Below are 21,347 nucleotides of genomic sequence, written 5' to 3'. Positions count from 1 at the left end.
TTCGTCCTGAATGGTGTGATGCGGCTGACTCGAGCCTATTCCAGCCCGACACCGCGGGGAATAGCCACCTGCACACCCTTGAACCGGTGCTTTAGTGCGATCGGCCAGCATCCCGCTACCCTTGATCCATGGCAATTTCCCTCGCGGCGCTGCTGGCCGTGCAGTCTCTGGGACTCAAGAAATCCAGCCTTGCGGAGACCACTTCCCACCAGGACATCCGCTGGGTCGCGGTCACGGAACTGGAGGACCCGCAGCGCTTCCTCAACGGCGGCGAACTGGTGCTGACCACCGGGCTGCGGATGAAAACTGCGCCCGAACAGCGCCGCTTCGTGCGCCAGGTCCAGCGCGCCGGCGCCGTCGGGATCGGCTTCGGCGTGGGGCTCTCGCACGAAGCCGTCCCCCCGGCTTTGATCGCGGAGGCGAACCGCTGGGGGCTGCCCGTAGTCGAAGTGCCGTACGGCACCCCGTTCATCGCCATCAGCAAACTCGTGGCCGACGCGCAGTCCGCGGACCACTATTCGAAGCTTGAGCGTCTCATCGCCGGGCACCAGATCCTGGCCCGTGCGCTGCTGACCGGCGGCGGCCTCGCCGAGCTCCTGCGGCACCTGGGCGGCATGCTCCGCACCGAGATCGCGCTCACCCAGTTCACCGCCCAGCTGTACAACAGCGGCAGCGAGCCGCCGACTGCCGACTCCTGGACCACCTACCCCATTCCCACCGGGCGCCGCGACGCGTGCACGCTCTGGGTGAAGCAGCCCTTCGAGGATTCCGGCATCATCGGCTACGCGCAGAACCTCATCAGCGTGGAACTAAACAACATGGTCAAGCAGCGCCAGGCGGAGCGGGCGCTCTGCGGGCAGGTGCTCGAGGACGTGATCCACGGAACCCTGGACCCCAGCGAGGCCCAGCGCCGCCTCGCCGGGACGGGCATCAACAGCACGCGCAAAAACGTGGTGATTCTGGCCGGATCCGAGGCGCACCACAAGCAGCTGGTCAGCTCCTCGCTGCCGCAGTCGCTGGAGAACGCGGTGACCGCCGTCGTCGGAAAGGACCTGGTCACGGTGGTGCCCGACGACGGCCGCGGCGCCACGGCGATGGCCAGGAGCCTCAGCGACCACCTCGCCGAGGCCGGCATCCACGCCACCATCGGCATCGGCGGCGCATACACCAAGCCGAACGGCCTGCGCTGGAGCTACTTCGAGGCGCGTGACGCCGCCAGCCACGGGCTGCCGGTGAACGAGCCCGAACGGCTCAGCCTGACCTCCCTGCTCCTGGCCAGCGAGGACGTGCCGCTGGCGGACATGGCCAACGAATCGCTGGACCCGCTCCGGAGCTTCGACGCCGCCCACGGCGCCGAGCTGATGGCCACGCTGGAGAGCTACCTGAACAACAACGGCTCCGTTGCCGCGGTCGCCGAGGCGCTCACCCTGCACCGGAACACGGTCCGCTACCGGCTGGCCCAGATCACCGAACTCACCGGGTACGACCCCTCCGTCACCGCCGACCGGGTGCAGCTGTGGCTTGCCCTTGCGGTTGCCCGGCTTGGCGCCCGGCACGCCGGCTGAGCCGGTTCACCGCTCCGTCACAGGGATCCGCGGGCAAAGCCATCCAGCCGGCCTGCGAGTTCAGCCGGGTTGCTCAGGGCGACCAGGTGCCCGCCCGGGATTTCGTCAATCTCCAGGCCGAGCCGGGTCCGGACCACGCGGCGTTGAAAGTCCACGGGGAAAAAGCGGTCATCGCGTCCCACCAGCACCCTTGTGGGCACGTCGGGCCAGCAGTCGATCCCGCAGGGCTGGCCGAACGGTGTGTCGGATGGAGCGCGCTGCTCGCCGGCGCCCGCGGCGATCACCTCCGGGGGAACGTCGTGCAGGAAGTGCACGCGCTCATCGAAGTCGCCGGTGCGCCCGTTCAGCCTGTCATTGAGCTCGCGGGCCTGGGGCTGGCCGGTGGCCTCCCACCACTCGCCGGGCGTCTCACCCGGAAGAGGCACCATCGGATTGAGCAGGACGATTAGCTCCACCGGCACCCGCGCCGCGACAACGGGGACGGTGAAGGCGCCCAGGGATTGGCCCACGAGCACCACAGGGCGGCGATCCCCGATGGCCGCGAGGACGGTGTCGGCGTAGTCCTGCAGTCCCAGGCGGGGATCGTCCTCGCGGATGTCCACCGCTATGGCCTGGTGCCCCAGCCGTTCCAGCTCGGGAACCAGCCGGTGCCAGTACCACCCGACTCCCCCGGCGCCCGGGACAAGAACGAAAGTGCTCACGGGTTCTCCTGCCTCTCCGCGTCCACCACAATCGTCCCCGCGGCTCCGTCCACTGTCACGGTGTCCCCGGTTTGAATCCGCGTGGTTGCGTCCGGGACGCCGACGACGGCGGGAATTCCGTATTCGCGCGCCACCACGGCACCGTGGGAAATGGGTCCGCCCATTTCCATGACCAGCGCCCCGGCAGTCATGAACAGCGGCGTCCACCCCGGGTCCGTCGACGGCGCCACGAGGATTTCGCCCGGCTCCAGGTGCGCGCCGGCCGGGTCCAGGATCACCCTGGCTTTGCCTGTGACGCTGCCGGCCGAGGCCGCCGTCCCCGCCAGGGTTCCCGGCGGCAGCTGCCCGTCCGCGGAGGACACCGCACGGGCCTGCGCGCCCATGGCCGCCTCGACGTCGGTGCCATCGGAAAGCAGCAGGCGGGGGACGCGCCGGCGCCGCATTTCGCGGTCGTAGCGCCGGCGGCGTTCGGCGACGGGTCCGCGAAGGTCCGCGCCTCGCAGTGCCACGCGGGCTTCGGCGAGGTCAAGGAAGAAGACGTCCTCCGGTACGGCGATCCGGCCCGCCTCGGCGAGTTCCTCGCCTACCAGTTGAAGCTGTCTACGGAGGACGGCGAAGGCCGTTATCAGCCGGAATTTGGGGTACTCGCGCATGCCGGCGGTTTCCCGGGCCCGCCGCAGGCTGTGGGCAACGATTCTGCCGAACGGCCTTCCCCTGGACCGGGCGGACCGTTCTGCCAGCTCGGCAACCTTGGCTTCGGCCTGCTCTGCGGCCCGCCGGAACCGCCGGTCAGGGGCGAGCTCCGGGTCCGCCAGCCTCAGGTAATTGGCCAGGACGTTAATGATGTGGGCCGGATCCTCGCCCCAGCGGGGAACTCCGAGGTCAATTTCCGCCACCGCGCGATGTCCATATGTGGCGAGAAAGCCGCGCAGGGCGCCCTGGCAGACGGCGGGCAGTGATCCTTCGGTGTAGCGGCCGGCGAGCATCCGGGGGTCTTCCCCGGTGAGCGCACGGACAGACTCCGGGTCCTCCCGGATCGAGGCGGCCGTCCGCCAGAGCTCCAGATCCATTTCGGTGGTCACATTGTGCGGCAGGCCGCGGAGTACGGCCTGCAGCTCACCGGCCCGCACAAGCCGGCCCAGCAGCAGCCGCGCCAGACCCAGCCAGATATACCCTGCGGCCGCCGGGGGCAGGACCCGCATCACGGCGGGGGTGATGTCTTTGCTGAGGAGGCGTTCCACGAAATCGAGCCGCAGGACACCGGAGGCCGGCTCCGGCAACATCAGTATCCGGTCCAGCTCATGGTCCGATTCCCTGACCCGGTCCAGGGCGGCGGCGGGATTGGCCATCGCGGCGAGAACGTGCCCAAGCAGGCCAAAGGGCGGCGTGCCCCGGAGCCCCGCTTTCAGCGCCGCACCGGAGGCCTTGGTGAGGCTGAAGCGGGGGTCTGCAGCCAGATAGGCCAGCACATCCACGGACCTGGCGTCGGCCACTTTCATGGCTCTTTGAAGACTGCACCTCCCGCCCTTGCTGCGCAGCATGGGGGTGACATCGACAAACATGCGCATGCCGACCTGGGCGGACCGGTAGGCCCCCGGTCCGTCCCCAGCGGCTGTCGGCCGGGCTCTGTCGCTCATCAGCGTGAAGGATGCCAGGCCCATGGGTGTCAGCGGCCGGGTAAGCCCCTGCAGCAGGCTGGCGCACAGGTAAGCCCGGACGCCGTCGTCGTGGGAGTGGGGCTCTGGCAGGGGAAACAGCGTGGTGATCGGACGGGACTGCACCACCCGGATCCCGCCGCGCGGTTCGATGGCCCACTCCAGATCCTGAGGTTCCCCGTAGAGCACTTCCACCCGGGTCCCGAGGCTGGCCAGCGAGCGGACCTGCTCATCCGTCAGGCACGGCTGCGCTCCGCCATCCTGCCGGCGAAGCACCCGGGTTCCGCCTCCCGGTGCCGGCCGGCTTTCGATGAGTTTGTCACCCAGGCTGCGCTGGAGGATCTCCCCGGTGGCAGCATCGACCGTGAAGTGATCCGGGTTCACAGCCCCGCTGACCAGCGCCTCGCCGAGTCCGCGCGCGGCGTCGATGACTGTTTCCTGGCGCCGGCCGGTCAGCGGATTCGCCGTGAACATCACCCCGGCCACACCGGCGTCCACCATTTCCTGAACAACGACGGCGATGCCGACGGAGCGCTGGGCAATCCCGTGATCGGCGCGGTAGGCAACGGCCCGGTCCGTCCACAGGGAGGCCCAGCAGCGGCGGACCGCATCCAACAGCGCGTCGGCGCCGACAACATTGAGGTACGAGTCCAACTGGCCTGCGAAGCTGGCTTCAGGGAGATCCTCGGCCGTGGCGGAGGAACGCACGGCCACCGGAGTGTCCTCGCCCAGACCAGCGTACGCGGCGAGGATGGCTTCGACGATGTCCGCGGGCAGGGCAGCCGACGCCAGCCTGCTGCGCGTCTGCTCTGCCGGCTCGGATGGTTCCACTCCTGCTGCGGCCGCCACCCGCCGGTAGGCAGCGGTGGTGACGCAGAAGCCGCTTGGGACCGGCAATCCGGCGGCCAGGAGCACACCGAGGTTGGCAGCCTTGCCGCCCACCTCAGGCACCATGTCCGCGTCCACGTGGGCCAGGCTGATGACCGTGTTCCCCGGGCGCGATGCAGGCCGGTCTGCGTGCCCTTCCACCGGCTGCCCCCTATCCCACTCCGCCCCGGATTGCCTTTCGGGACTTCCGGTGCGCCTTGCGGTACTTGGCTTCGGCCTTGGCGGCGCTCTTCTGTTCCCGCTTAATGAGCGATCCGTAGGCGGAGGCCACCGGTTCCGGCAGGTCCGGGCCGCCGGCGAGCTTCCCAAGGAAAATCCGCGCCATCACGCTGTCGTGGTGGTCGCCGAGAATTTTCTGCTGCTTGTGAGCGGCCTTGGCGAGCTTCGCAGCGCGCTTGCCGAATAGGGGATCGACGGTCTCTGCCGCGTGCCGCAGCCGCTTGGCGTCCTTCCGGACCTGGTGCAGTGCGGTTTCGTGCGCTGTGGCCTCTTTGAGCTCCATGCCGGGCCTGTCGCCGGCGCCGTCCTTGGCCTGGGCAGCCGCCTTGTGGGCGCGGCGCAGCCGCTTGGCGGACTTGCGCACCAGCTTGCGCGCGGTCTTGCGCGCGGGCGCCCCGGCCGCCGGCAGGACGGGCGGGTGGTCACGGAAGTCCTCGAGGTCGTCGAGGAGCCGGAAGTAGCGGTCCGTGAGGAGCACTTCCTGCGTCTTGCGGTAGCCGGCGTCCAGCCTGGTGCCCAGCTCGCGCTCGATCCGCCGCCGGACGTCGTCCGCCCCCTCCCCCGCCGGCAGCTCGCCGGTGTTCGTCCGCAGCCGGTCCAGCATGACTTCGGCGTCACGGGGCGTGCCGAGGATCCGGCCCAGCCACTTGAGCTCGTCGCGCAGCCGGCCAACCGCGCCCCGGCCGTAGAGCTTCCGGTAGACCGCGAGGGCCGACCGGACGCGCCGGGTGGCCGAGCGCATCGCGTGCACCGCATCGGGTTCCTCCAGCCGCACCCGGGCGTCGTTGGCCAGGATTTCGCTGATCTGCCCGGCCAGGTACGCGCTCACGACGGCGGACGCCGGCCACTGCTTGCCCGGTTTCCTGCCGCCGGGCTGCTTTCCCCCGCCGTCAGGTGCGACAGTGCCGTCAGTTACGCCAGCGCCTTCCGTTTCCTTGGCTTGAGCTGTCGGCGCCGCCCCCAGGGCGCGCCGCAGCTTGGACTCGTTCGCGGACGGCCGGGCCCCGGCCGCGGCCAGGACCGCTGCTGCCGACTTGAACACCTCCGGCTCGCCGTGAACCAGCTCGAGTTCCCATTCGCGCCACTGCTGCTTCTGGCCTGCGGGTATCCCGCCCGCCCCCTGAAGAAGCTCGGCGTCCACGGTGTCATCGGCAAAGTCGGCGAGGTGCACACCGTCGTCCCCGTAGAGTGCGTGGGTGGTTCGCCGGGTATTCAGGCGGGCCAGGGGCACGGGATCCGCTCCCCGGAGGTAGGCGTGCAGGTAGGCCAGCAATTTCCCGGGAACGACGTCGGCCTGGCCCAGCGGGGCGTGGATCTCCCGGCGTTGTCCCGGCCCCTCCTCCGACGCGGACCCGGATCCGGCCGCAGCCCCGGCATCTGGCGGCAGCTTTACATGCCAGCCGGCATCGGCGCCGCCGCTGCGTCGCCGCAGCGTGATCCGGCGGGAGGCGAGAACCAGGTCCCCGGTGTCGAAGTAGACGGCTTCCAGTTCAGCCTGGTGGGGATCACCCACGCCGGCCACACCGGGAATGGCGGCGAGGTCGGGCAGCGACGTGCCGTCGTCGACGTCGTACTTCTTCTCCGTTTCAAGGCCTTCGGCAGTCATGGCTGGGCGGCATCCTTTTCCGTTGCCGGGTTCCTGCGCGTAATGCGCCTGCTGGCCCGAGTCTATGCCCGGGCCGGAAGCCCCGCGAGAGTTTCCCCACAAAGTTCTAGACATCAAACGTCAAACGTCTAACGTTAAGGGATGGCGACCACTTCCTCAGCACCCCCGACCGCAGCCACGTACCCGACCAAGCCGCGCACCGCCGTCGTCGCCGGTGTCATTGCCCTGGTGCTCATCGGCCTGAACCTGAGGGCCGGCATCACCGGCGCATCGGCCCTGCTGCACGATTTGCAGCAGGTTCTGGGCTACGGGCCGCTGGTTGCCTCGCTCATCCCCTCCATTCCCACGCTGTGCTTCGCCGTGGCCGGAGCCGCCACCTCCTGGCTGACCGGGAAGCTCGGCGTCGAGAAAGCCATCCTGCTCTCCCTCGGCATGCTGGCAGCCGGGCTGCTGGTCCGGGGCATCCCCACCACGGGCATGCTGGTGGTGGGCACGGTGGTGGGGATGTCGGGCCTGGCTGTCTGCAACGTGTCCATGCCGTCCTTCATCCGGGAGCACTTCGCCGCGCGCACATCGCTCATGACAGCCGTCTACACGGTGACCATGACCAGCGGAGCGACCGTCATGGCCGTGCTGGTGGTTCCGCTCTCGCAGGTGCTGGGGTCGCCGTCGGCCGGGCTGGGCACCATCGGGATCCTGGCCCTGTCCGCGTTCCTGGGCTTCCTGCCCGTGACGCTGCACGCCCACCGGGACACGGCCCGGAAAGCCGCCGGACACATCTCCCCCTGGCCGCTGCTGCGCACCAAGAAGGGCCTCCTGCTCACCGGCATCTTCACCCTGCAGGCACTACTCGCCTATGCGCTGCTCAGCTGGTTCCCGTACATGCTCACCACCATGGGCCTCAGCCCGGCGGACAGCGCCGTCATGTTCGGGATCATGCAGCTGGTCTCGGTTCCGGCCGGCATGGTGCTGATCGCCATCGGTTCCCGGCCGCGGATGCTGCGTCCCGCCGTCTATCTGGCCACCCTCACCATGACGGCCGGCATTGCCGCGCTCCTCTTGCTTCCCGTTTCGCTGGCCGTCATTCCGGCGGTGCTGCTGGGCTTCGGCCTGGGCATCTTCCCGCTGGTGATGGTGATCATCAGCCGCAGCGGCCGGAACACCGCCGAGACCACGGCACTGTCCACGCTGGCGCAGTCCACCGGTTACCTCCTGGCCACTGTCGGTCCGTTCGGGATGGGCCTGCTGCACAGCGCGACGGGAAGCTGGACGCTGCCGCTTGCACTGCTCCTGGTCATCGCCCTGGTTCAGATCGTTGTGGCGCACCTGCTCAGCAGCGGCCGGGCCGGCGGAGTGAGCGCCAGTGGCCCCAGCGGCGCGAGCACAGCGGGAACCAGCTCCGCCGGAACCGGCGCCGCGGAATGAAAGAATAGGACGCCATGACCCTGAGCACCTCGCACCGCCCGCCGCTGGCGGACGAAGTCACCGCCAAACTCCGCGAAATGATCCAGACGGGCGAATGGCCGCTGCAGCAGCGCATACCCTCCGAAACCGAGCTCATGTCCGGGCTCGGCGTGTCCCGCGGGACACTCCGGGAAGCCGTCAAGGCCCTGGCCCACAGCGGGATGCTCGAGGTTCGCCGCGGCGACGGAACCTACGTCCGCGCCACCAGCGAAATCTCCGGAGCCGCCCGCCGGCTCTACAAGGAACACACGGACGAACACGTCCTCGAGGTCCGCGTGGGGCTGGACACACAGGCCGCGCGCCTCGCCGCCAGGCACGCAACGGCCGACGACGTCTCCGCCATGCGCGCGCTGCTCGCCGAGCGTGAGGAGGCCTGGAACGTCGAGGACTTTGCGCGCTGGGCCGCCGCCGATTGGGGCTTCCACGAGCGGGTGGCGCAGGCCTCCGGCAACCCCCTCCTCCTCGAGCTCTATGTCAGCTTTGGCGACGTGTTCCACGCGGACCTGCTCAAGCAGCACCGACGCCCCGGCTTCAACGGCCTGCCGCAGGCCGGCCACGGGGACCTCGTGGACGCCATCGAAGCCCACGATGGCGATGCCGCCGTGGCCAGCGTGCACCGGAACCTCAACTCCTGCGCGGAGTGGCTGCGGGAGTAGCTGCACCCCCATACAGGGGGACTCTTTTGGGGGACGCGAGCCGCTTTTACAGGGTTTTCCCAAGGTTTTTCCAAGGTTTCGGTCTGATGCTCAGGGAAGCGGTCTACCTCGCGGCGGCACTCCGCCCCCTTCGCACATCCTTCAGGCAGTTGGAGGCATACCGTGACATACAGTGCAGCCGCGGGACGTAGGATTCCGCGCAAATCCCACAAATCATCCCGGCGGCTGGTCGGGATTCTCTGCGTCGGGGCCGGGGTGGCCTGGGTGCTGTCCGTCATGCTGGGGCTGTCCGTCACGGTCAGCGGCCCGCCGCGCGCTTTGGCCCTCTCGGTCCATATCCTGGCGATGGTGCTGGCGTTTGGTGCCATCCTTTTGGTGGACTGGCACGGCTTCCTGTGGCTGATCGGGAAGCGCGAACTGGCGGAGACCATCCGGCTCGACGGCGCCGCCAGTCCGCTGATCTGGTCCGGGACCGCAGCAATGCTGCTCACCGGCGCCTTCCTTGCCCCAAACGTCAGCAACCCGTGGACGATCGTAAAGCTGGGAGCGGTGCTCGTGCTGATGCTCAACGGCATCATGCTGATTCCGCTCATGCGCCGCCTTGTGGTCATGCCGCCAACCACCACTTTTGCCGGCCTGCCCATCGGCCAGCGCGTCCACATGCTCCTGTGCCTGGCAATATCACAGGTGTGCTGGTGGACCGCCATTGTGGTCGGTTTCGTCAATGCGGAGCTGTGACGCCCACGGCTCCGGCGGATGAACGGGTTTCGCCGCCATCTGTTACATCAGTAGGCTTACTATCTGACTGGGACGCCAGGTAGTGTCCGTTGCCCGCTGATAACGAGGAGTTCCGATGGCCCGAACAGCCCCACTGTCCGAGCAAGATCCGCTTCAAGAACAAACGGCCGGCCCGCGCACGCCACGGCCGGCAGCCCGGCGGCCGGACCACAAACCGCCCCGGGAGCTCTGGTCCGACAGCCTGGGAAGGGTGGGAATCCGGTGCGCCCAGGCCCTGCTGGTCCTCGCCGTGGCGGCCGTGTCCGTGTACGGCCTCCTGCAGATCCGGCTGCTGGTCATTCCGGTCCTGATTGCGCTGATCCTCGCAGCCGCCATCGGGCCATTCGTCAACCTGCTGCGGCGCCGCGGACTTCCCGGCGGGGCCGCCACCGCCGTGGCCTTCGTGGCCCTGCTGCTGCTCCTGGCCGGCATCGGCACCCTGATCTACTTCTCCGTCCGCAGCCAGTGGGGCGACCTGGTGCAGCAGGCGTCCAAGGGGCTCGACGAACTTGAGAACTTCCTCCTCTCCGGCCCGATCCCCATCGACCGCGAGCAGCTGAACCAGGCCAGGGAAGGCGCCGTCCAGTTCGCCACAAGCAGCCAGGTCCGGTCAGGCGCCATCACCGGCCTGTCTGCGGTGACGGAGTTCCTGGCCGGCGCGAGCCTCATGGTGGTGATCCTGTTCTTCTTCCTCAAGGACGGCGCGAAGATCTGGAACTTCCTCCTGCGGCCCTTCTCCGGGGAGCGGGAAGCCAGGCTGCGGCGGGTGGGCAAGCGGACGCTGGAGGTCCTTGGCGGTTACGTTCGCGGCACGGCCATCGTGGCGCTGGTGGATACCGTGGCCATCGGCGCCGCGCTGCTGATCATGCAGGTGCCGCTGGCCATCCCGCTGGCCATCATCGTGTTCATCGGGGCCTTTGTTCCCTTGGTCGGGGCAACCGTGGCCGGGATCCTCGCCGCCCTGGTGGCGCTCGTCGCCAACGGGCCCGTGGTGGCGCTGATTGTGGTGGCAGTGGTGATCGCGGTCAACCAGCTCGAGGGCGACCTGCTGCAGCCCATCGTCATGGGTAAATCGCTGCAGCTCCACGCCCTGGTCATTCTCATGGCCCTGACGGCGGGCACCATCCTGGCGGGCATCATCGGCGCCGTCCTGTCCGTGCCGCTGGCGGCCGTGACGTGGGCGATCATCCAGGTGTGGACCGCCGAGGACCCCCACCTGCAGGACATGAACCCGGACCTGCCGCCGGCTGACAGCCAGCCAACCTAGAACCCCGCCTCAACTGGGCTGAACCAAGCACGACGGCGGCCGGGCACTTTGCTGCCCTGCCGCCGTCGTCCGCTATTGGGTTTTGGGGACAGGGTCAGCGCAGACCCTTGAACACATTCTTGGGCCGCTGCATTTCGCCGTGCTTGGCGCCCAGGACGATAACCGAGGCGGCAAAGGCGGGGATGGTCCACTGCAGGGCCTTCAGCTGATTCTGCGCCGACTGAAGCTTCTCCGAAGCGCCAGCCCGGGGTTCAGTGGCCCCCTCGCCGCCCTCCCCGGACAGCTTCTCAACCTTCTTTCCCAGCACGCCGGCATACAGGGTGACCGCTGCCCCCGCCAGCGTGACTGCCGTCTTGTAGATGGTGTCCCGGGCCACGCCCTCCTGCTGGGCGATCCGGTCCTTGTTTTCCAGTGCGATGAACAGATCCGCCAACAAGTGGGTTGCGAAGGCAGCCGTCTGCACCGGCGCCCACTTCATCCAGCCGCGGCTCGAAAGGCGAGTCCGCTCGGCCGGGTCCTTCGCCTCTGCGGCGGCTCCGTTGAGGCCGACCGCGCCCATCAGCGAGCCGCCAAACCAGGCTGCTGCCGTGAGGTCATGAACAGACCGCGCAATAAGATTTCCCGCCATGATGTCCTTCCTAATACGAGAGGTTCAATCCGGAACACAAGCTGGCGCAGACCCTGCGATCAGGAGTGCGCCAGCCGTACCAAAGACATGGTCCCCACATGGTAAGCACACTTACTAACGTTACGATAGCCCGTAATATCAATGGTTCTGTGCGTAAAATCAACGCCATGGGATCAACAGGAACACTGTTCGGCTGGGCATTCGGCGACTCCGAACGCGAGGACGACCAGGCATACGTAGACGGGCTGAAGCGCGAGGCGCTGGCCAACGCCACGCAGGCTGCCAAGAGCAAGGGCTTCGACGTCGAGGCTGGCTCGGAAGTATTCACCGTCCTCAGCGCGGGCGAAGCCCTCGTCGACATCGACACGGCACCCGACGACCTCGTGGTGCGATGCACGGTGAAACTCGTGGGAGAGGGCTCGGAGCGCATCCACGCTGAAGGGCCAATGAACGGCTAAGCGCCGTTAGGCTGAATTAGGAACGGCCAACCGGAGGGCACGACGGACAACGACTCGACGATCAGCGAGGCGGCCGACGCCGCGGAGGCTGCATCGAACACCAAGGCGCTCGACATCGTCGCGCGTTCCGGTTTCGCTGTCATGGCCCTGCTGCACATCATCGTGGGCGCCATTGCGATTGCCCTGGCCTTCGGGCATCCCGGGCAGGCCGAGGCCACCGGCGCCATCGAACAACTGGCAGCCAATCCCTGGGGCCCGGCGCTCATGTGGGCCTGCCTGATCGGCTGCGCGGGGCTCTCCCTCTGGCAGCTGAGCGAGGCCACCCTCCGGGCCCGCCACCTGCCCCGCAAGGAACGGATCGGGAAGCTGATTTCCTCGGGCTTCCTCGCGGTCGCTTACGGCAGCGTCGGGCTCAGTTTCGGCGGATTTGCGGTGGGGCTCCGCGGTGACTCCGGCGATTCCACGAGGGACGTGAGCGCAGCCCTCCTCACCAATCCTTTTGGCGGCGTGATCCTTAGTGCCCTCGGCCTGACCGTCATCGGCGTGGGCATCTACTTCGTGGTGAAGGGCCTCCGGCGGGGCTTCAAAGAGGAGCTCTTCCACTTCGACGGCACCCGCCGCGGCAAACTCATTGACTCCCTGGGTGTGACCGGACATGTGGCCAAAGGCATCGCACTGTTCCTGGCCGGACTGCTGTTCACCATCGCGGCCGCCAAGCACACGCCCGAGGAATCCACCGGCCTCGACGGCAGCCTGAAGGCCCTCCGCGACCACGAGTACGGGCCCTACCTGCTGTTTGCCATCGGGGCAGGCTTCATTTGCTACGGAATCTTCGCACTGGTCCGGTCAAAGTTCGGAAGGATGTAGCCATGGAAAGGCGGCGCATGAGGGGACAATCGAGCAGTGGCACGGTGACGCAGGCAGGAGGGGCGACGGAGCGGGCAGCCGAGGTCGCCGGTCGCGGTTTTGCCGCGGTGTTCCGCGCCGTCAAGGGAGTGCGCCCCTTCCGCCCCATTCATCCGCGGGGTATCAGCCTGGTTGGGGAACTGACCCTCACCGGTGCTGCAGGCCGCACCGCAGCAGGTCTCCCGGGGCCCAGCGGAATCTCCTGGCTCGACGACGCCGGGACGCGCCAGGTGCGCGGGCGGTTCTCCCGCTCGGTCGGATTCCCTGAGTCGCTGCCGGATATTCTGGGTCTGGCGCTTCGGGTGGGTACTGGTGTTGGCGACTCCGACGACGTCGCCGATGTCCTGTTCGCCTCGACCGGCTGGGGTGTGCCGGCCCGGTTCATGCTGCTGCCCAAGCTGGATGCCGGCACAGCCAGGTTCACCACGCTGATGCCGTACAAGGGTGCCAACGGCCCCGTCCTCCTGGGGCTGCGCACATTGTCCCTGCCGGGGCTCGCCACAGGCAGGGCGGACACGGACGGAAACTTCAAGGAGTCGCTGGCCACCGGTGACTGGAGCCTGGCGCTGTCGTACGCCAGCCCGACAGGCCGGTGGGTGCAGGCCGGCGTGCTGCACCTGAGGGCCGCTCCCACCGGCGGAGGAACAGCCATTGGAGACACGGCTGGCGGAGGCACGGCCCACGGAGACACGGCCATCCGCTTCGATCCCCTAAAGCATCCCCTGCCCGGCGCCGGGACCTATCCCTGGGCACGCCGGCTCCGGGAGCGCTCCTACCGTGCCGCTCGGCGCCTCGCTCCGCGCGTTTCCGGCGACCCGCACCCCGCCGGGCTGAAAGCCGCAGACCGGAGCTCCGCCACCCGGCGTCAAGGTTCGGCCGATGAAAGGAACACCATGTCAACCGTCACGCAGGTCTTCAATTCACCGGCCTCGGCAGTCTGGACCGTGATCGCGGACGGCTGGCTCTATTCCGGCTGGGTGGTGGGCGCCTCGAGAATCCGTTCCGTGGACGCGCGCTGGCCGCAGGTCGGCGCCCTGCTCCATCACTCGGTGGGCGCCTGGCCGCTGCTCATCAACGATTCAACCAAGGTGACGGCGGTTGAACCGGGACAGCGGCTGGAGCTGATTGCCCGAGGCTGGCCGATCGGCGAGGCCAAGGTGGTCATCACGCTCGAGGACCTGGGCGAGCGGTGCAGGGTCACGATGGCCGAGGACGCGGTCAGGGGCCCGGGCTTGGCTGTTCCCAAGGCGCTTCGCGACCCGATCATCACGGTGCGCAACCGGGAAACCCTGCAGCGTCTCGAGCTCATGGCCGCCGGCGGCGCGGGCGCTTAAACCAATGGGGCCCGCACCCTGTCGGTGCGGGCCCCATCGCTGTCAGGCGTTAGACGCTGGCGGCGATCCCGTCGCGGGAGATCGAGACCATGTCCTCGCGCGGCACCACCTTGATGCGCTCACGCACAACCTCAACGCCGTGCGAGCCGCCGGCAGCGGTGGCCTCGGCACCCAGGGCGAGCTCGTGGGCGTCGAGTGCCAGCCAGCCTTCCCAGGTGGTGTATTCCACGCCGCGGCTTTCGAGCAGGTCGACGACGGCGCTGGCAGCGGGTGCTTCGGCAACCGGCAGGTTCTCGCGGTCTTCCAGCAGGAAGGTCACGGTTTCGAGGGCATCACCCTTGGTGTGGCCGATCAGGCCCACCGGTCCGCGCTTGATCCAGCCGGTCGCGTAGATGCCCGGGACGTGCTCGCCGGAGGCGTCCAGGACGCGGCCGCCGGCGTTCGGGACGACGCCCTTCTTGTGGTCGAACTCGATCTCCGGCAGCGCGGAACCGAAGTAACCGATGGCGCGGTAGACGGCCTGGACCGGGTAGTCGATGTACTCGCCGGTGCCACGAGCGTTGCCCGTGCCGTCCAGTTCGGTGCGCTCAAACTTGATGCCGCTGACGCGCCCGGGGTTCTCGGCGTCGTCGTAAATTTCCACCGGGCTGTGCAGGAAGTGCAGGTGCAGGCGGCGGGAGGCCTTGAGCTCGGAGACATCCTCGGGCTGCTCGGCGATCCAGTTGGTGAGCGTTCCGACCATGGTCTTGGTCTGGTTGTTGCTCTGGATCTGGCGGTCGGATTCCTCGTCGAACTCGAAGTCCTCCGGGTACAGGATGATGTCCACGTCCTTGGAGTGGGACAGCTCGCGCAGCTCCAGCGGGGTGAACTTCACCTGGGCGGGGCCGCGGCGGCCGAAGACGTGGACGTCGGTGACAGGCGATGCCTTCAGGCCGGCGTAGACGTTGTCCGGGATCTCGGAGACCAGGAGGTCGTCGGCGTGCTTGGAGAGGACGCGGGCCACGTCGAGGGCCACGTTTCCGTTGCCGATCACGGCGATTTCCTTGGCGTCCAGCGGCCATTCGCGGGAAACGTCCGGGTGTCCGTCGTACCAGGAGACGAAGTCGGCGCCGCCGAAGGAGCCCTCGAGTTCGATGCCCGGGATGTTCAGGTCAGCGTCCTTGATGGCGCCGGTGGCGAAGATGACGGCGTCGTAGTGCGTGCGCAGGTCCTCGATGGAGAGGTCGGTGCCGTAGTCGACGTTGCCGAAGAAGCGGATGTCGCCGCGGTCCAGGACCTTGTGCAGGGCGTTGACGATGCCCTTGATGCGCGGGTGGTCCGGGGCCACACCGTAGCGGATCAGGCCGTAGGGTGCCGGGTAGCGGTCAAAGAGGTCGATGCTCACGGTCAGCTCGCCGCTCTTGACGGCCTCGCTCTTGGTGAGGATGTCCGCTGCGTAGACGCCGGCCGGGCCGGATCCGATGACGGCCACGCGCAACGGGCGGGCGGCGGTTCCTACGGTGGTGCTGGTTGACACGGCTGTGTTCCTTTTCTTCTGCATCGGTTGCTCCGTAGACGCCCTTTTGAACCTTCATAAGGGCAGTTATGGAGCAATCGATGGGTTTCAGGGGGTGAGAACGCGGGTGGTGCTGGTGCGGGGCTTGTTGGGGCTGGTGGTGCTGTAGTCGGCGGTTTTGAAGTGCGACGGCGCAAAGGGGCTGACGCGGACAACGTCACCGATGACGATCACTGCAGGATTGGCGACGCCCGCGGCCTCGGCCTGGTCGGCGATGGTGCCGAGGGTGCCGATCGTGACGCGCTGGTCCGGCAGGTAGCCGTTTTCCACAATACCAACTGGCGTGTCACGGGGCAGCCCGGCCCTGCCGAGGGCGGACGCGGATTCGCGCAGCTGGCCGACGCCCATGAGGAGCACCACAGTGTGGTCGGCGCGGGCCGGGACCTCGGAGAGTTCCTCGTGGCCGGTGACCACGCTGAAGCCCTTCGCCAGGCCGCGGTGCGTGACCGGGATGCCGGCGGCCGCGGGGACGGAGATGGCGGATGTCACTCCGGAAACCACTTCCACCTCGACGCCGTGCTGGCGGCAGAATTCTGCTTCCTCGCCGCCGCGGCCCAGGACGTACGGGTCGCCGCCCTTGAGGCGCACCACGCGGTGGCCCTGGAGCGCCTCTTCGACGAGGATCCGGTTGATGTCGGCCTGCGGCACGGGGTGGTGGCCGGGGGTCTTGCCGACCTCGATGACGCGCACGTCCGGCGCAAGTTCGTTGAGCAGCTCACGCGGGCCGAGACGGTCAGCGACGACGACGTCGGCCTGGCCGAGCAGCCGGCGGCCGCGGACGGTGATGAGGCCGGTGTCTCCGGGGCCGCCGCCGACAAGGGCAACCGATCCCCGGTGGGCACTGTCCTTCGATATGCGGCGGCGGCGCAGCGGCAGGTCACCGGATTCCAGGGCGGTGGCGACGGCGTCGCGCAGGGCCATGGCACGGCGCGGGTCTCCCCCGGCATTGACGGCGATCTTGACGTCGTCCACCACGGCGACGGCGGGCGTCCAGGCTGCGGAGGATTCGTGGTCGGAGGCGTTGACGCACCAGACGCGCTGCGCTTCGGCGTCGGAAGCTACCGCGGTGTCAACGGCGGGATCGCCGGTGGCAGTCTGAACGAACCAGACGCCGTCGACGTCGTCGGACCGGTAGGTGCGGGGCTCCCAGGTGAGAAGGCCGGCATCGGCGAGTTCGCGGAGCGCGGCGGTGGCCTCGGGGGCAACCACGGTGACGCGGGCACCGGCGTCGAGCAGGCCCTTCGCGCGGCGCGCAGCCACGCGTCCGCCGCCCACCACCAGCACGGGGCGGCCGAGGAGGCGCAGCGCCGTGGGGTAAATGTCCTGAATTGCCATGAATCAACGGTAGGGCTGTGTTACGGGCCCAACCAACGGCACGGAAACACCAGTTCACGCAAGGTAACGCTGCGTCACATTCCGACAAGTGTCCTGTGGCTGACTGGCACGCGGCTGACAGACCGGAATTGTCCGTGCTGAGCCCTACAATATCTCCGATCGGGATCACCGATCGGTCTCAACATGGGGGAAGGACACTAGTTGTCTCTGCACGAAAACGTCCGTACGCGGACGCGCCCTGGTCTGCCGACCAGGAGCATAGCCATAGCCGGCAGCATGGCGTTGCTTGCCGGACTTCTGATGGCTCCGGCAGCACAGGCGCTGCCGATGGAAACCGGCAGTGTTACGGAGCCCGCACCGGCTCCCGTAGACCCGGCACCGGCTGACCCGGCACCGGCCGGTCCGGCTGCCGAAGTACAGCCGTCGGCCGAGGCCACGCCGACGGAAACAGCGCCCGCCGAGGTTACACCCGAGGAAACAGTGCCCGCGGAAGTGGCACCGGCCGCTCCCGAAAACATCAGCCTTCCGGCCATTGAGGGGGACCCCGTCGTCGGCGGCACCCTCACATCCACGGGCGGCCAGTGGAACGGCGCCGGCTGGATCCAGTACAGCTGGATCATCGACGGCGTTCCGGTCCAGACCGCAGGTCACGGGGTCGGCGAAGCTGATGCTCTGGCCATTGTCCCGTCCATGGCGGGCAAGAGCATCCTGCTCACTGTGGTGGCGTCGACGGAGGCCCAGGCTCCCGGAACCGAAGTGTCAGCGGCGGCCGTCACTGTACGCCCGGCCGCCTTCACAGGGGTCGTTTGGAGCAACGCCGTGACCGGCAGGCCTGCCGTCGGCCAGGAGCTGTCGGTGGGCACACCGCAGTGGGATACTTCCGCCAGCCAGGGAGCCCTGGCCTACCAGTGGTTCCGCGGTAGCTTGGCCATCGGATCGGCCACCACCTCCCGCTACACCGTCACAGCCTCCGATGTCGGACAGAAGCTGTGGGCCAAAGTGACGCTGTCCGCGCCCGGCTTCACCTCGGTGGAACTGTCCTCCGTTCAGGTCACCGGAGTCAGCGCAACCTTCGTGACCGCGCCCGTACCCACCGTCAGCGGAACCGCCCGCGTGGGCCAGGTGCAGACGGCGAATGCAGGAACGTGGGCTCCCGGAGGTGCCGCGCTGTCCTACCAGTGGTACCGCGGAACGGCGGCCATCGCTGGAGCGGTTGGGCGTACGTACACAACGTCCGCTGCCGACTACGGCAAAGCACTCAAGGTGCGGGTCCGGGCAACCAAGGCCGGCTTCGTCACCGTTGACCGCTTCTCCGCGGCACGCACCATTGCGGCCGGGACGATTGTTGCCACCAAACCCTTGAGCGTGGTGGGAACCCACCGTTACGGCAACACCGTGAAGGTGTCCCAGGGCTGGCCCTCCGGCACGACGTTCCGGTACCAGTGGTACCGGAACGGCGTAGCAATCAGGGGCGGCACCGGGTACGCGCTGTACTTCAACCCCAGCTACATCGGGTCCAGGGTGAACGTGAAGGTCACAGTTTCCAAGCCAGGCTATGCAACACGATCGGTAACCACCGGCGCAGTCACCGTTGGCAGGGCGCTCATCACCCTGAAGACGGCGCCGCGCATCACCGGCGCAACATCGCTGGGCTCGGTCCTCACAGCCAATCCCGGCACCTACTCCCCCGCGCCGTCCGCCTACGCATACCAGTGGTACCGCAACGGTGCCGCCATCTCCGGCGCGCGGTACCGCACCTACCGCCTCACTGCCGCGGACAACGGCCGCTCCATCACGGTCCGCGTCTCCGCCAGCCTCATCTACTCGGACACGCGGGTCACGATGAGCCCGGCGCTGAAGCTGCCGGTCTGGGCTGTGACGGTCCTTCGCGGAGACGGCACGTACCGGGTGGGGACGCAGATCAAGCCGGGCCTGTACAAGGCGACGGGAACGGGCAGCGGCTGCTACTGGGAACGGCTCAATGGCTTTGGCAGCAGTCTGGACTACGTCAACGCGAACTACTACGGGTCCGCCCGGACGTACGTCCAGATCCTTCCCGGCGACGTAGGGTTCAGGTCCAGTGGCTGCGGCGCTTGGACCACTGTCCCGTCCACGGGTGCAAAGGCAACAAGCATCACTAAAGACGGAACCTACCGGGTTGGTATCGACATCCTGCCCGGCGACTATTACGGCTACGGCTCCGGCAGTTCCTGTTACATGGCGATGCTGAGCGGCTTCGGCGGAACCCTTGACGAGATCTACGACAACTACTTGGGTTCAGCCTGGGTTATCGTGACGATTCCGTCCTGGGTAAAGGGCTTCGAGGTCCAAGGCTGCGGGACACTGGTCCGCGGCTGACCTTGGTTAGCTGAAAGCCCGACGGCGATTACCGCCGTCGGGCTTTCTTGTGCCTGGGGGCCGGAAGGCCCATGCCGTCGTGGGGCACTTTGGCCGGGATGTCGGCCTGTATCCGGCCAATCCTCGGCGTGTCCCGGGTCAATGTGCCCCAGTTTGTCGCGGGCGCCCTGTTTGGTCGCGGGTGCAGGCGGCAGGGCAGCAGAAAGCCCGACGGCGGGAGTCGCCGTCGGGCTTTCACGTTCAGTCTGGGGGTGCTTAGCGGGTGCTGCCTGCCAGGAGGCCGCGGCGCTGGAGCAGGCGCTTCTCGATCGGTGCGAACACCAGCAGCTCGATCAGGATGCCCACGGCCAGGATCAGGAGGATGGCGGACATCACGATGGTCATGTCGGCGAGGTCGCGGCCCTGGTTCAGCATGGAACCGAGGCCGAAGCCGATGGTGCCGCCCACGGCAATGATTTCCGCGGCCATCAGTGAACGCCAGGAGAAGGCCCAGCCCTGCTTGAGGCCGCTGAGGTAGCCCGGCAGTGCTGCGGGAAGGATGATCTGCACCGCCATCTGCAGCCGCGACGCACCGAGGACGGTGCCCACGCTGCGGTACTGCGGCGGGATCTGGTCGACACCGGAGATCAGGCCGTTGATGATCGACGGGATGGCGCCCATGAACACCACGAAGTACACGGTGGCGTCGGTGAGGCCGAACCAGATGATGGCGGCCGGCACCCACGCGACTGACGGCAGAACCTGCAGGCCCGAAATCAGCGGACCGAACGCCCTGCGCAGCGGCGCCACCTGGGCCAGGAGCAGACCGACCGGCGTCGCAATCGCCACGCTGATCAGGAACCCCAGGAGCCCGCGCTGCAGCGACGTCCAGACAGCCTCCTGCAGCGAGCCCTCAGCCCACAGCGTGCCGAACTGCTCCAGCACATCCATGGGGCCGGGAACCTGGTCGCGGCGCTTGAGGCCCAGCGAGACGTAGAACTGCCAGATGATGATGAGCACCACGACGGCGGCGACCGGCAGCAGAACGCGGCTCCAGTCGACCCGGGCCTTGCGCACCGCGTCCGACTGCAGCGAGTCCAGCCCGGACTCCAGTTCCCGCAGGTCCGCCGAGCCGGTGGAGGACCGGGTCAGCGCGGCATGGACCTTCTCAGCAGCACTGGTCGGATCCTTGGTCTCGACAGGCTCGACCGGCGGGGACTCAGGCTCGACCGGCGGGGACACAGGCTCGGCCACGGGAGATGAATTATTTGGCATGGCGGCGGATCTCCTCTCGCAGCCGGGCGGTGATGACCCCGGTCAGCTGTCCGGCAAGACCGGCGTCGGTACGGTGTTCTTCGGTGACTTCCCATTCCTGCACCACACGGCCGGGCCGGGAGGACAACAGCAGGACGCGCTGGCCCAGCCGGACCGCCTCGCGGACGTTGTGGGTCACAAAGACGATAGTGCGTCCGGTTTCCTTCCAGATGCGCTCAAGTTCGTCGTGCAGCAGGTCGCGGGTGATGGCGTCCAGGGCCGCGAACGGCTCATCCATGAGGAGCAGCTGGCGGTCCTGCGCGAGCGACCGGGCCAGGGCCACGCGCTGGCGCATCCCGCCGGAGAGCTCGTGCGGACGCCGGTCCGCCGCCTCGGCCAGGTGGACCAGTTCCAGCAGCTCCGCGGCTTTGACCCGCCGCTCCGCCTTGCCGACGCCGCGCAGCTTCAGCGCGAGCTCAACGTTTTCGCGGGCAGTGAGCCACGGGAACAGGGCTGAGTCCTGGAACATGAAGGCGGCGCCGTCGCTGGGCACCTCCAGGGCGCCCGACGTCGGGAGCTCCAGTCCCGCCATGATGTTCAGCAGGGTGGACTTGCCGCAGCCGGACGCACCGAGGAGGGCGACGAACTCGCCCTTGCCGATGGTGGCGTTGACGTCGTCCAGCACCGGGGCGCCCTCGCCGAAGCGCTTGCCCAGGTTTTCCAGTACGACTGGCATGGTCCC

17 protein-coding genes are annotated in these 21,347 nt (G+C 68.1%); 9 read left to right on the top strand and 8 right to left on the bottom strand.

Annotation, left to right across the window (positions count from 1 at the left end):
• The first annotated feature begins 128 nt into the window (after positions 1-128).
• A complete protein-coding gene (locus ARGLB_RS15410; protein WP_003804214.1) occupies positions 129-1,565 on the top strand; it encodes a PucR family transcriptional regulator in 1,437 nt (478 codons plus the stop codon).
• Between the two features lie 17 nt (positions 1,566-1,582).
• On the opposite strand, the gene ARGLB_RS15405 is transcribed toward ARGLB_RS15410, so the two are convergent.
• The 3 genes from ARGLB_RS15405 to ARGLB_RS15395 are packed head-to-tail and all read right to left on the bottom strand — an operon-like array spanning position 1,583 to position 6,634.
• A complete protein-coding gene (locus ARGLB_RS15405; RefSeq protein WP_003804211.1) occupies positions 1,583-2,266 on the bottom strand; it encodes an alpha/beta fold hydrolase in 684 nt (227 codons plus the stop codon).
• Positions 2,263-4,950, bottom strand: a complete 2,688-nt coding sequence (locus ARGLB_RS15400) for a PEP/pyruvate-binding domain-containing protein (RefSeq protein WP_003804209.1) — start codon at positions 4,948-4,950, stop codon at positions 2,263-2,265. Before ARGLB_RS15400 ends, ARGLB_RS15405 begins: the two co-directional genes overlap by 4 nt.
• Positions 4,951-4,960: 10 nt before the next feature.
• Positions 4,961-6,634, bottom strand: coding sequence for a CYTH and CHAD domain-containing protein (locus ARGLB_RS15395; protein ID WP_003804206.1), 1,674 nt, complete (start codon positions 6,632-6,634; stop codon positions 4,961-4,963).
• A gap of 141 nt (positions 6,635-6,775) precedes the next feature.
• On the opposite strand from ARGLB_RS15395, the gene ARGLB_RS15390 reads away from it, so the two are divergent.
• From ARGLB_RS15390 to ARGLB_RS15375, 4 genes are all read left to right on the top strand, one after another.
• Complete coding sequence (locus ARGLB_RS15390) at positions 6,776-8,059, top strand: MFS transporter (RefSeq protein ID WP_003804204.1); 1,284 nt, start codon at positions 6,776-6,778, stop codon at positions 8,057-8,059.
• A 14-nt stretch (positions 8,060-8,073) separates the two neighbouring features.
• Entirely contained in the window at positions 8,074-8,754 is a 681-nt protein-coding gene (locus tag ARGLB_RS15385) for a FadR/GntR family transcriptional regulator (RefSeq protein ID WP_003804201.1), read from the top strand.
• A 162-nt stretch (positions 8,755-8,916) separates the two neighbouring features.
• Entirely contained in the window at positions 8,917-9,492 is a 576-nt protein-coding gene (locus ARGLB_RS15380) for a hypothetical protein (protein WP_003804200.1), read from the top strand.
• A gap of 115 nt (positions 9,493-9,607) precedes the next feature.
• Positions 9,608-10,798 (top strand): AI-2E family transporter, encoded by a 1,191-nt coding sequence (locus ARGLB_RS15375; RefSeq protein WP_003804198.1) that lies wholly within the window; start codon positions 9,608-9,610, stop codon positions 10,796-10,798.
• Between the two features lie 94 nt (positions 10,799-10,892).
• Here ARGLB_RS15375 and ARGLB_RS15370 read toward each other — a convergent pair whose 3' ends face one another.
• Complete coding sequence (locus ARGLB_RS15370) at positions 10,893-11,426, bottom strand: hypothetical protein (RefSeq protein WP_003804196.1); 534 nt, start codon at positions 11,424-11,426, stop codon at positions 10,893-10,895.
• Between the two features lie 167 nt (positions 11,427-11,593).
• Between ARGLB_RS15370 and ARGLB_RS15365 the strand changes: the two genes are divergently transcribed.
• The 3 genes from ARGLB_RS15365 to ARGLB_RS24175 all read left to right on the top strand — a co-directional run bounded on the left by ARGLB_RS15365 (position 11,594) and on the right by ARGLB_RS24175 (position 14,124).
• The gene (locus ARGLB_RS15365) at positions 11,594-11,884 is read left to right on the top strand and encodes a hypothetical protein (RefSeq protein WP_043419329.1); all 291 of its coding nucleotides are present in this window, start codon (positions 11,594-11,596) and stop codon (positions 11,882-11,884) included.
• Positions 11,885-12,025: 141 nt separating this feature from the next.
• A complete protein-coding gene (locus ARGLB_RS15360; RefSeq protein ID WP_003804192.1) occupies positions 12,026-12,751 on the top strand; it encodes a DUF1206 domain-containing protein in 726 nt (241 codons plus the stop codon).
• A 17-nt stretch (positions 12,752-12,768) separates the two neighbouring features.
• Entirely contained in the window at positions 12,769-14,124 is a 1,356-nt protein-coding gene (locus tag ARGLB_RS24175) for an SRPBCC family protein (protein WP_245531545.1), read from the top strand.
• Positions 14,125-14,173: 49 nt separating this feature from the next.
• On the opposite strand, the gene ARGLB_RS15345 is transcribed toward ARGLB_RS24175, so the two are convergent.
• Together ARGLB_RS15345 and cobA are read right to left on the bottom strand one after the other, a co-directional pair.
• Positions 14,174-15,640, bottom strand: coding sequence for an FAD-dependent oxidoreductase (locus ARGLB_RS15345; protein ID WP_043419396.1), 1,467 nt, complete (start codon positions 15,638-15,640; stop codon positions 14,174-14,176).
• Positions 15,641-15,727: 87 nt separating this feature from the next.
• Positions 15,728-17,014: a uroporphyrinogen-III C-methyltransferase gene (cobA, locus tag ARGLB_RS15340; protein ID WP_003804187.1), complete on the bottom strand. Its 1,287-nt coding sequence runs from the start codon at positions 17,012-17,014 to the stop codon at positions 15,728-15,730.
• Positions 17,015-17,314: 300 nt separating this feature from the next.
• On the opposite strand from cobA, the gene ARGLB_RS15335 reads away from it, so the two are divergent.
• Positions 17,315-19,372 (top strand): Rv1352/Rv1906c domain-containing protein, encoded by a 2,058-nt coding sequence (locus tag ARGLB_RS15335; RefSeq protein WP_003804185.1) that lies wholly within the window; start codon positions 17,315-17,317, stop codon positions 19,370-19,372.
• A gap of 255 nt (positions 19,373-19,627) precedes the next feature.
• On the opposite strand, the gene ARGLB_RS15330 is transcribed toward ARGLB_RS15335, so the two are convergent.
• Positions 19,628-20,626: an ABC transporter permease gene (locus ARGLB_RS15330; RefSeq protein WP_003804183.1), complete on the bottom strand. Its 999-nt coding sequence runs from the start codon at positions 20,624-20,626 to the stop codon at positions 19,628-19,630.
• On the bottom strand, positions 20,616-21,341 hold the full coding sequence (locus ARGLB_RS15325; protein ID WP_003804180.1) for an ABC transporter ATP-binding protein: 726 nt from the start codon (positions 21,339-21,341) through the stop codon (positions 20,616-20,618). The genes ARGLB_RS15330 and ARGLB_RS15325 overlap by 11 nt, the downstream gene beginning before the upstream one ends.
• Positions 21,342-21,347 lie beyond the last annotated feature (6 nt).

The organism is Arthrobacter globiformis NBRC 12137 (assembly GCF_000238915.1).
Taxonomy (GTDB): domain Bacteria; phylum Actinomycetota; class Actinomycetes; order Actinomycetales; family Micrococcaceae; genus Arthrobacter; species Arthrobacter globiformis.
This window is presented reverse-complemented; position numbering and strand designations above follow the sequence as displayed.

Coding starts and splice junctions, on each gene's coding strand:
- ARGLB_RS15410 (WP_003804214.1), top strand. CDS start 129: ATGGCAATTTCCCTCGCGGCGCTGCTGGCCGTGCAGTCTCTGGGACTC.
- ARGLB_RS15395 (WP_003804206.1), bottom strand. CDS start 6,634: ATGACTGCCGAAGGCCTTGAAACGGAGAAGAAGTACGACGTCGACGAC.
- ARGLB_RS15390 (WP_003804204.1), top strand. CDS start 6,776: ATGGCGACCACTTCCTCAGCACCCCCGACCGCAGCCACGTACCCGACC.
- ARGLB_RS15385 (WP_003804201.1), top strand. CDS start 8,074: ATGACCCTGAGCACCTCGCACCGCCCGCCGCTGGCGGACGAAGTCACC.
- ARGLB_RS15375 (WP_003804198.1), top strand. CDS start 9,608: ATGGCCCGAACAGCCCCACTGTCCGAGCAAGATCCGCTTCAAGAACAA.
- ARGLB_RS15370 (WP_003804196.1), bottom strand. CDS start 11,426: ATGGCGGGAAATCTTATTGCGCGGTCTGTTCATGACCTCACGGCAGCA.
- ARGLB_RS15365 (WP_043419329.1), top strand. CDS start 11,594: ATGGGATCAACAGGAACACTGTTCGGCTGGGCATTCGGCGACTCCGAA.
- ARGLB_RS15360 (WP_003804192.1), top strand. CDS start 12,026: ATGGCCCTGCTGCACATCATCGTGGGCGCCATTGCGATTGCCCTGGCC.
- ARGLB_RS24175 (WP_245531545.1), top strand. CDS start 12,769: ATGAGGGGACAATCGAGCAGTGGCACGGTGACGCAGGCAGGAGGGGCG.
- cobA (WP_003804187.1), bottom strand. CDS start 17,014: ATGGCAATTCAGGACATTTACCCCACGGCGCTGCGCCTCCTCGGCCGC.
- ARGLB_RS15335 (WP_003804185.1), top strand. CDS start 17,315: ATGGCTCCGGCAGCACAGGCGCTGCCGATGGAAACCGGCAGTGTTACG.
- ARGLB_RS15330 (WP_003804183.1), bottom strand. CDS start 20,626: ATGCCAAATAATTCATCTCCCGTGGCCGAGCCTGTGTCCCCGCCGGTC.
- ARGLB_RS15325 (WP_003804180.1), bottom strand. CDS start 21,341: ATGCCAGTCGTACTGGAAAACCTGGGCAAGCGCTTCGGCGAGGGCGCC.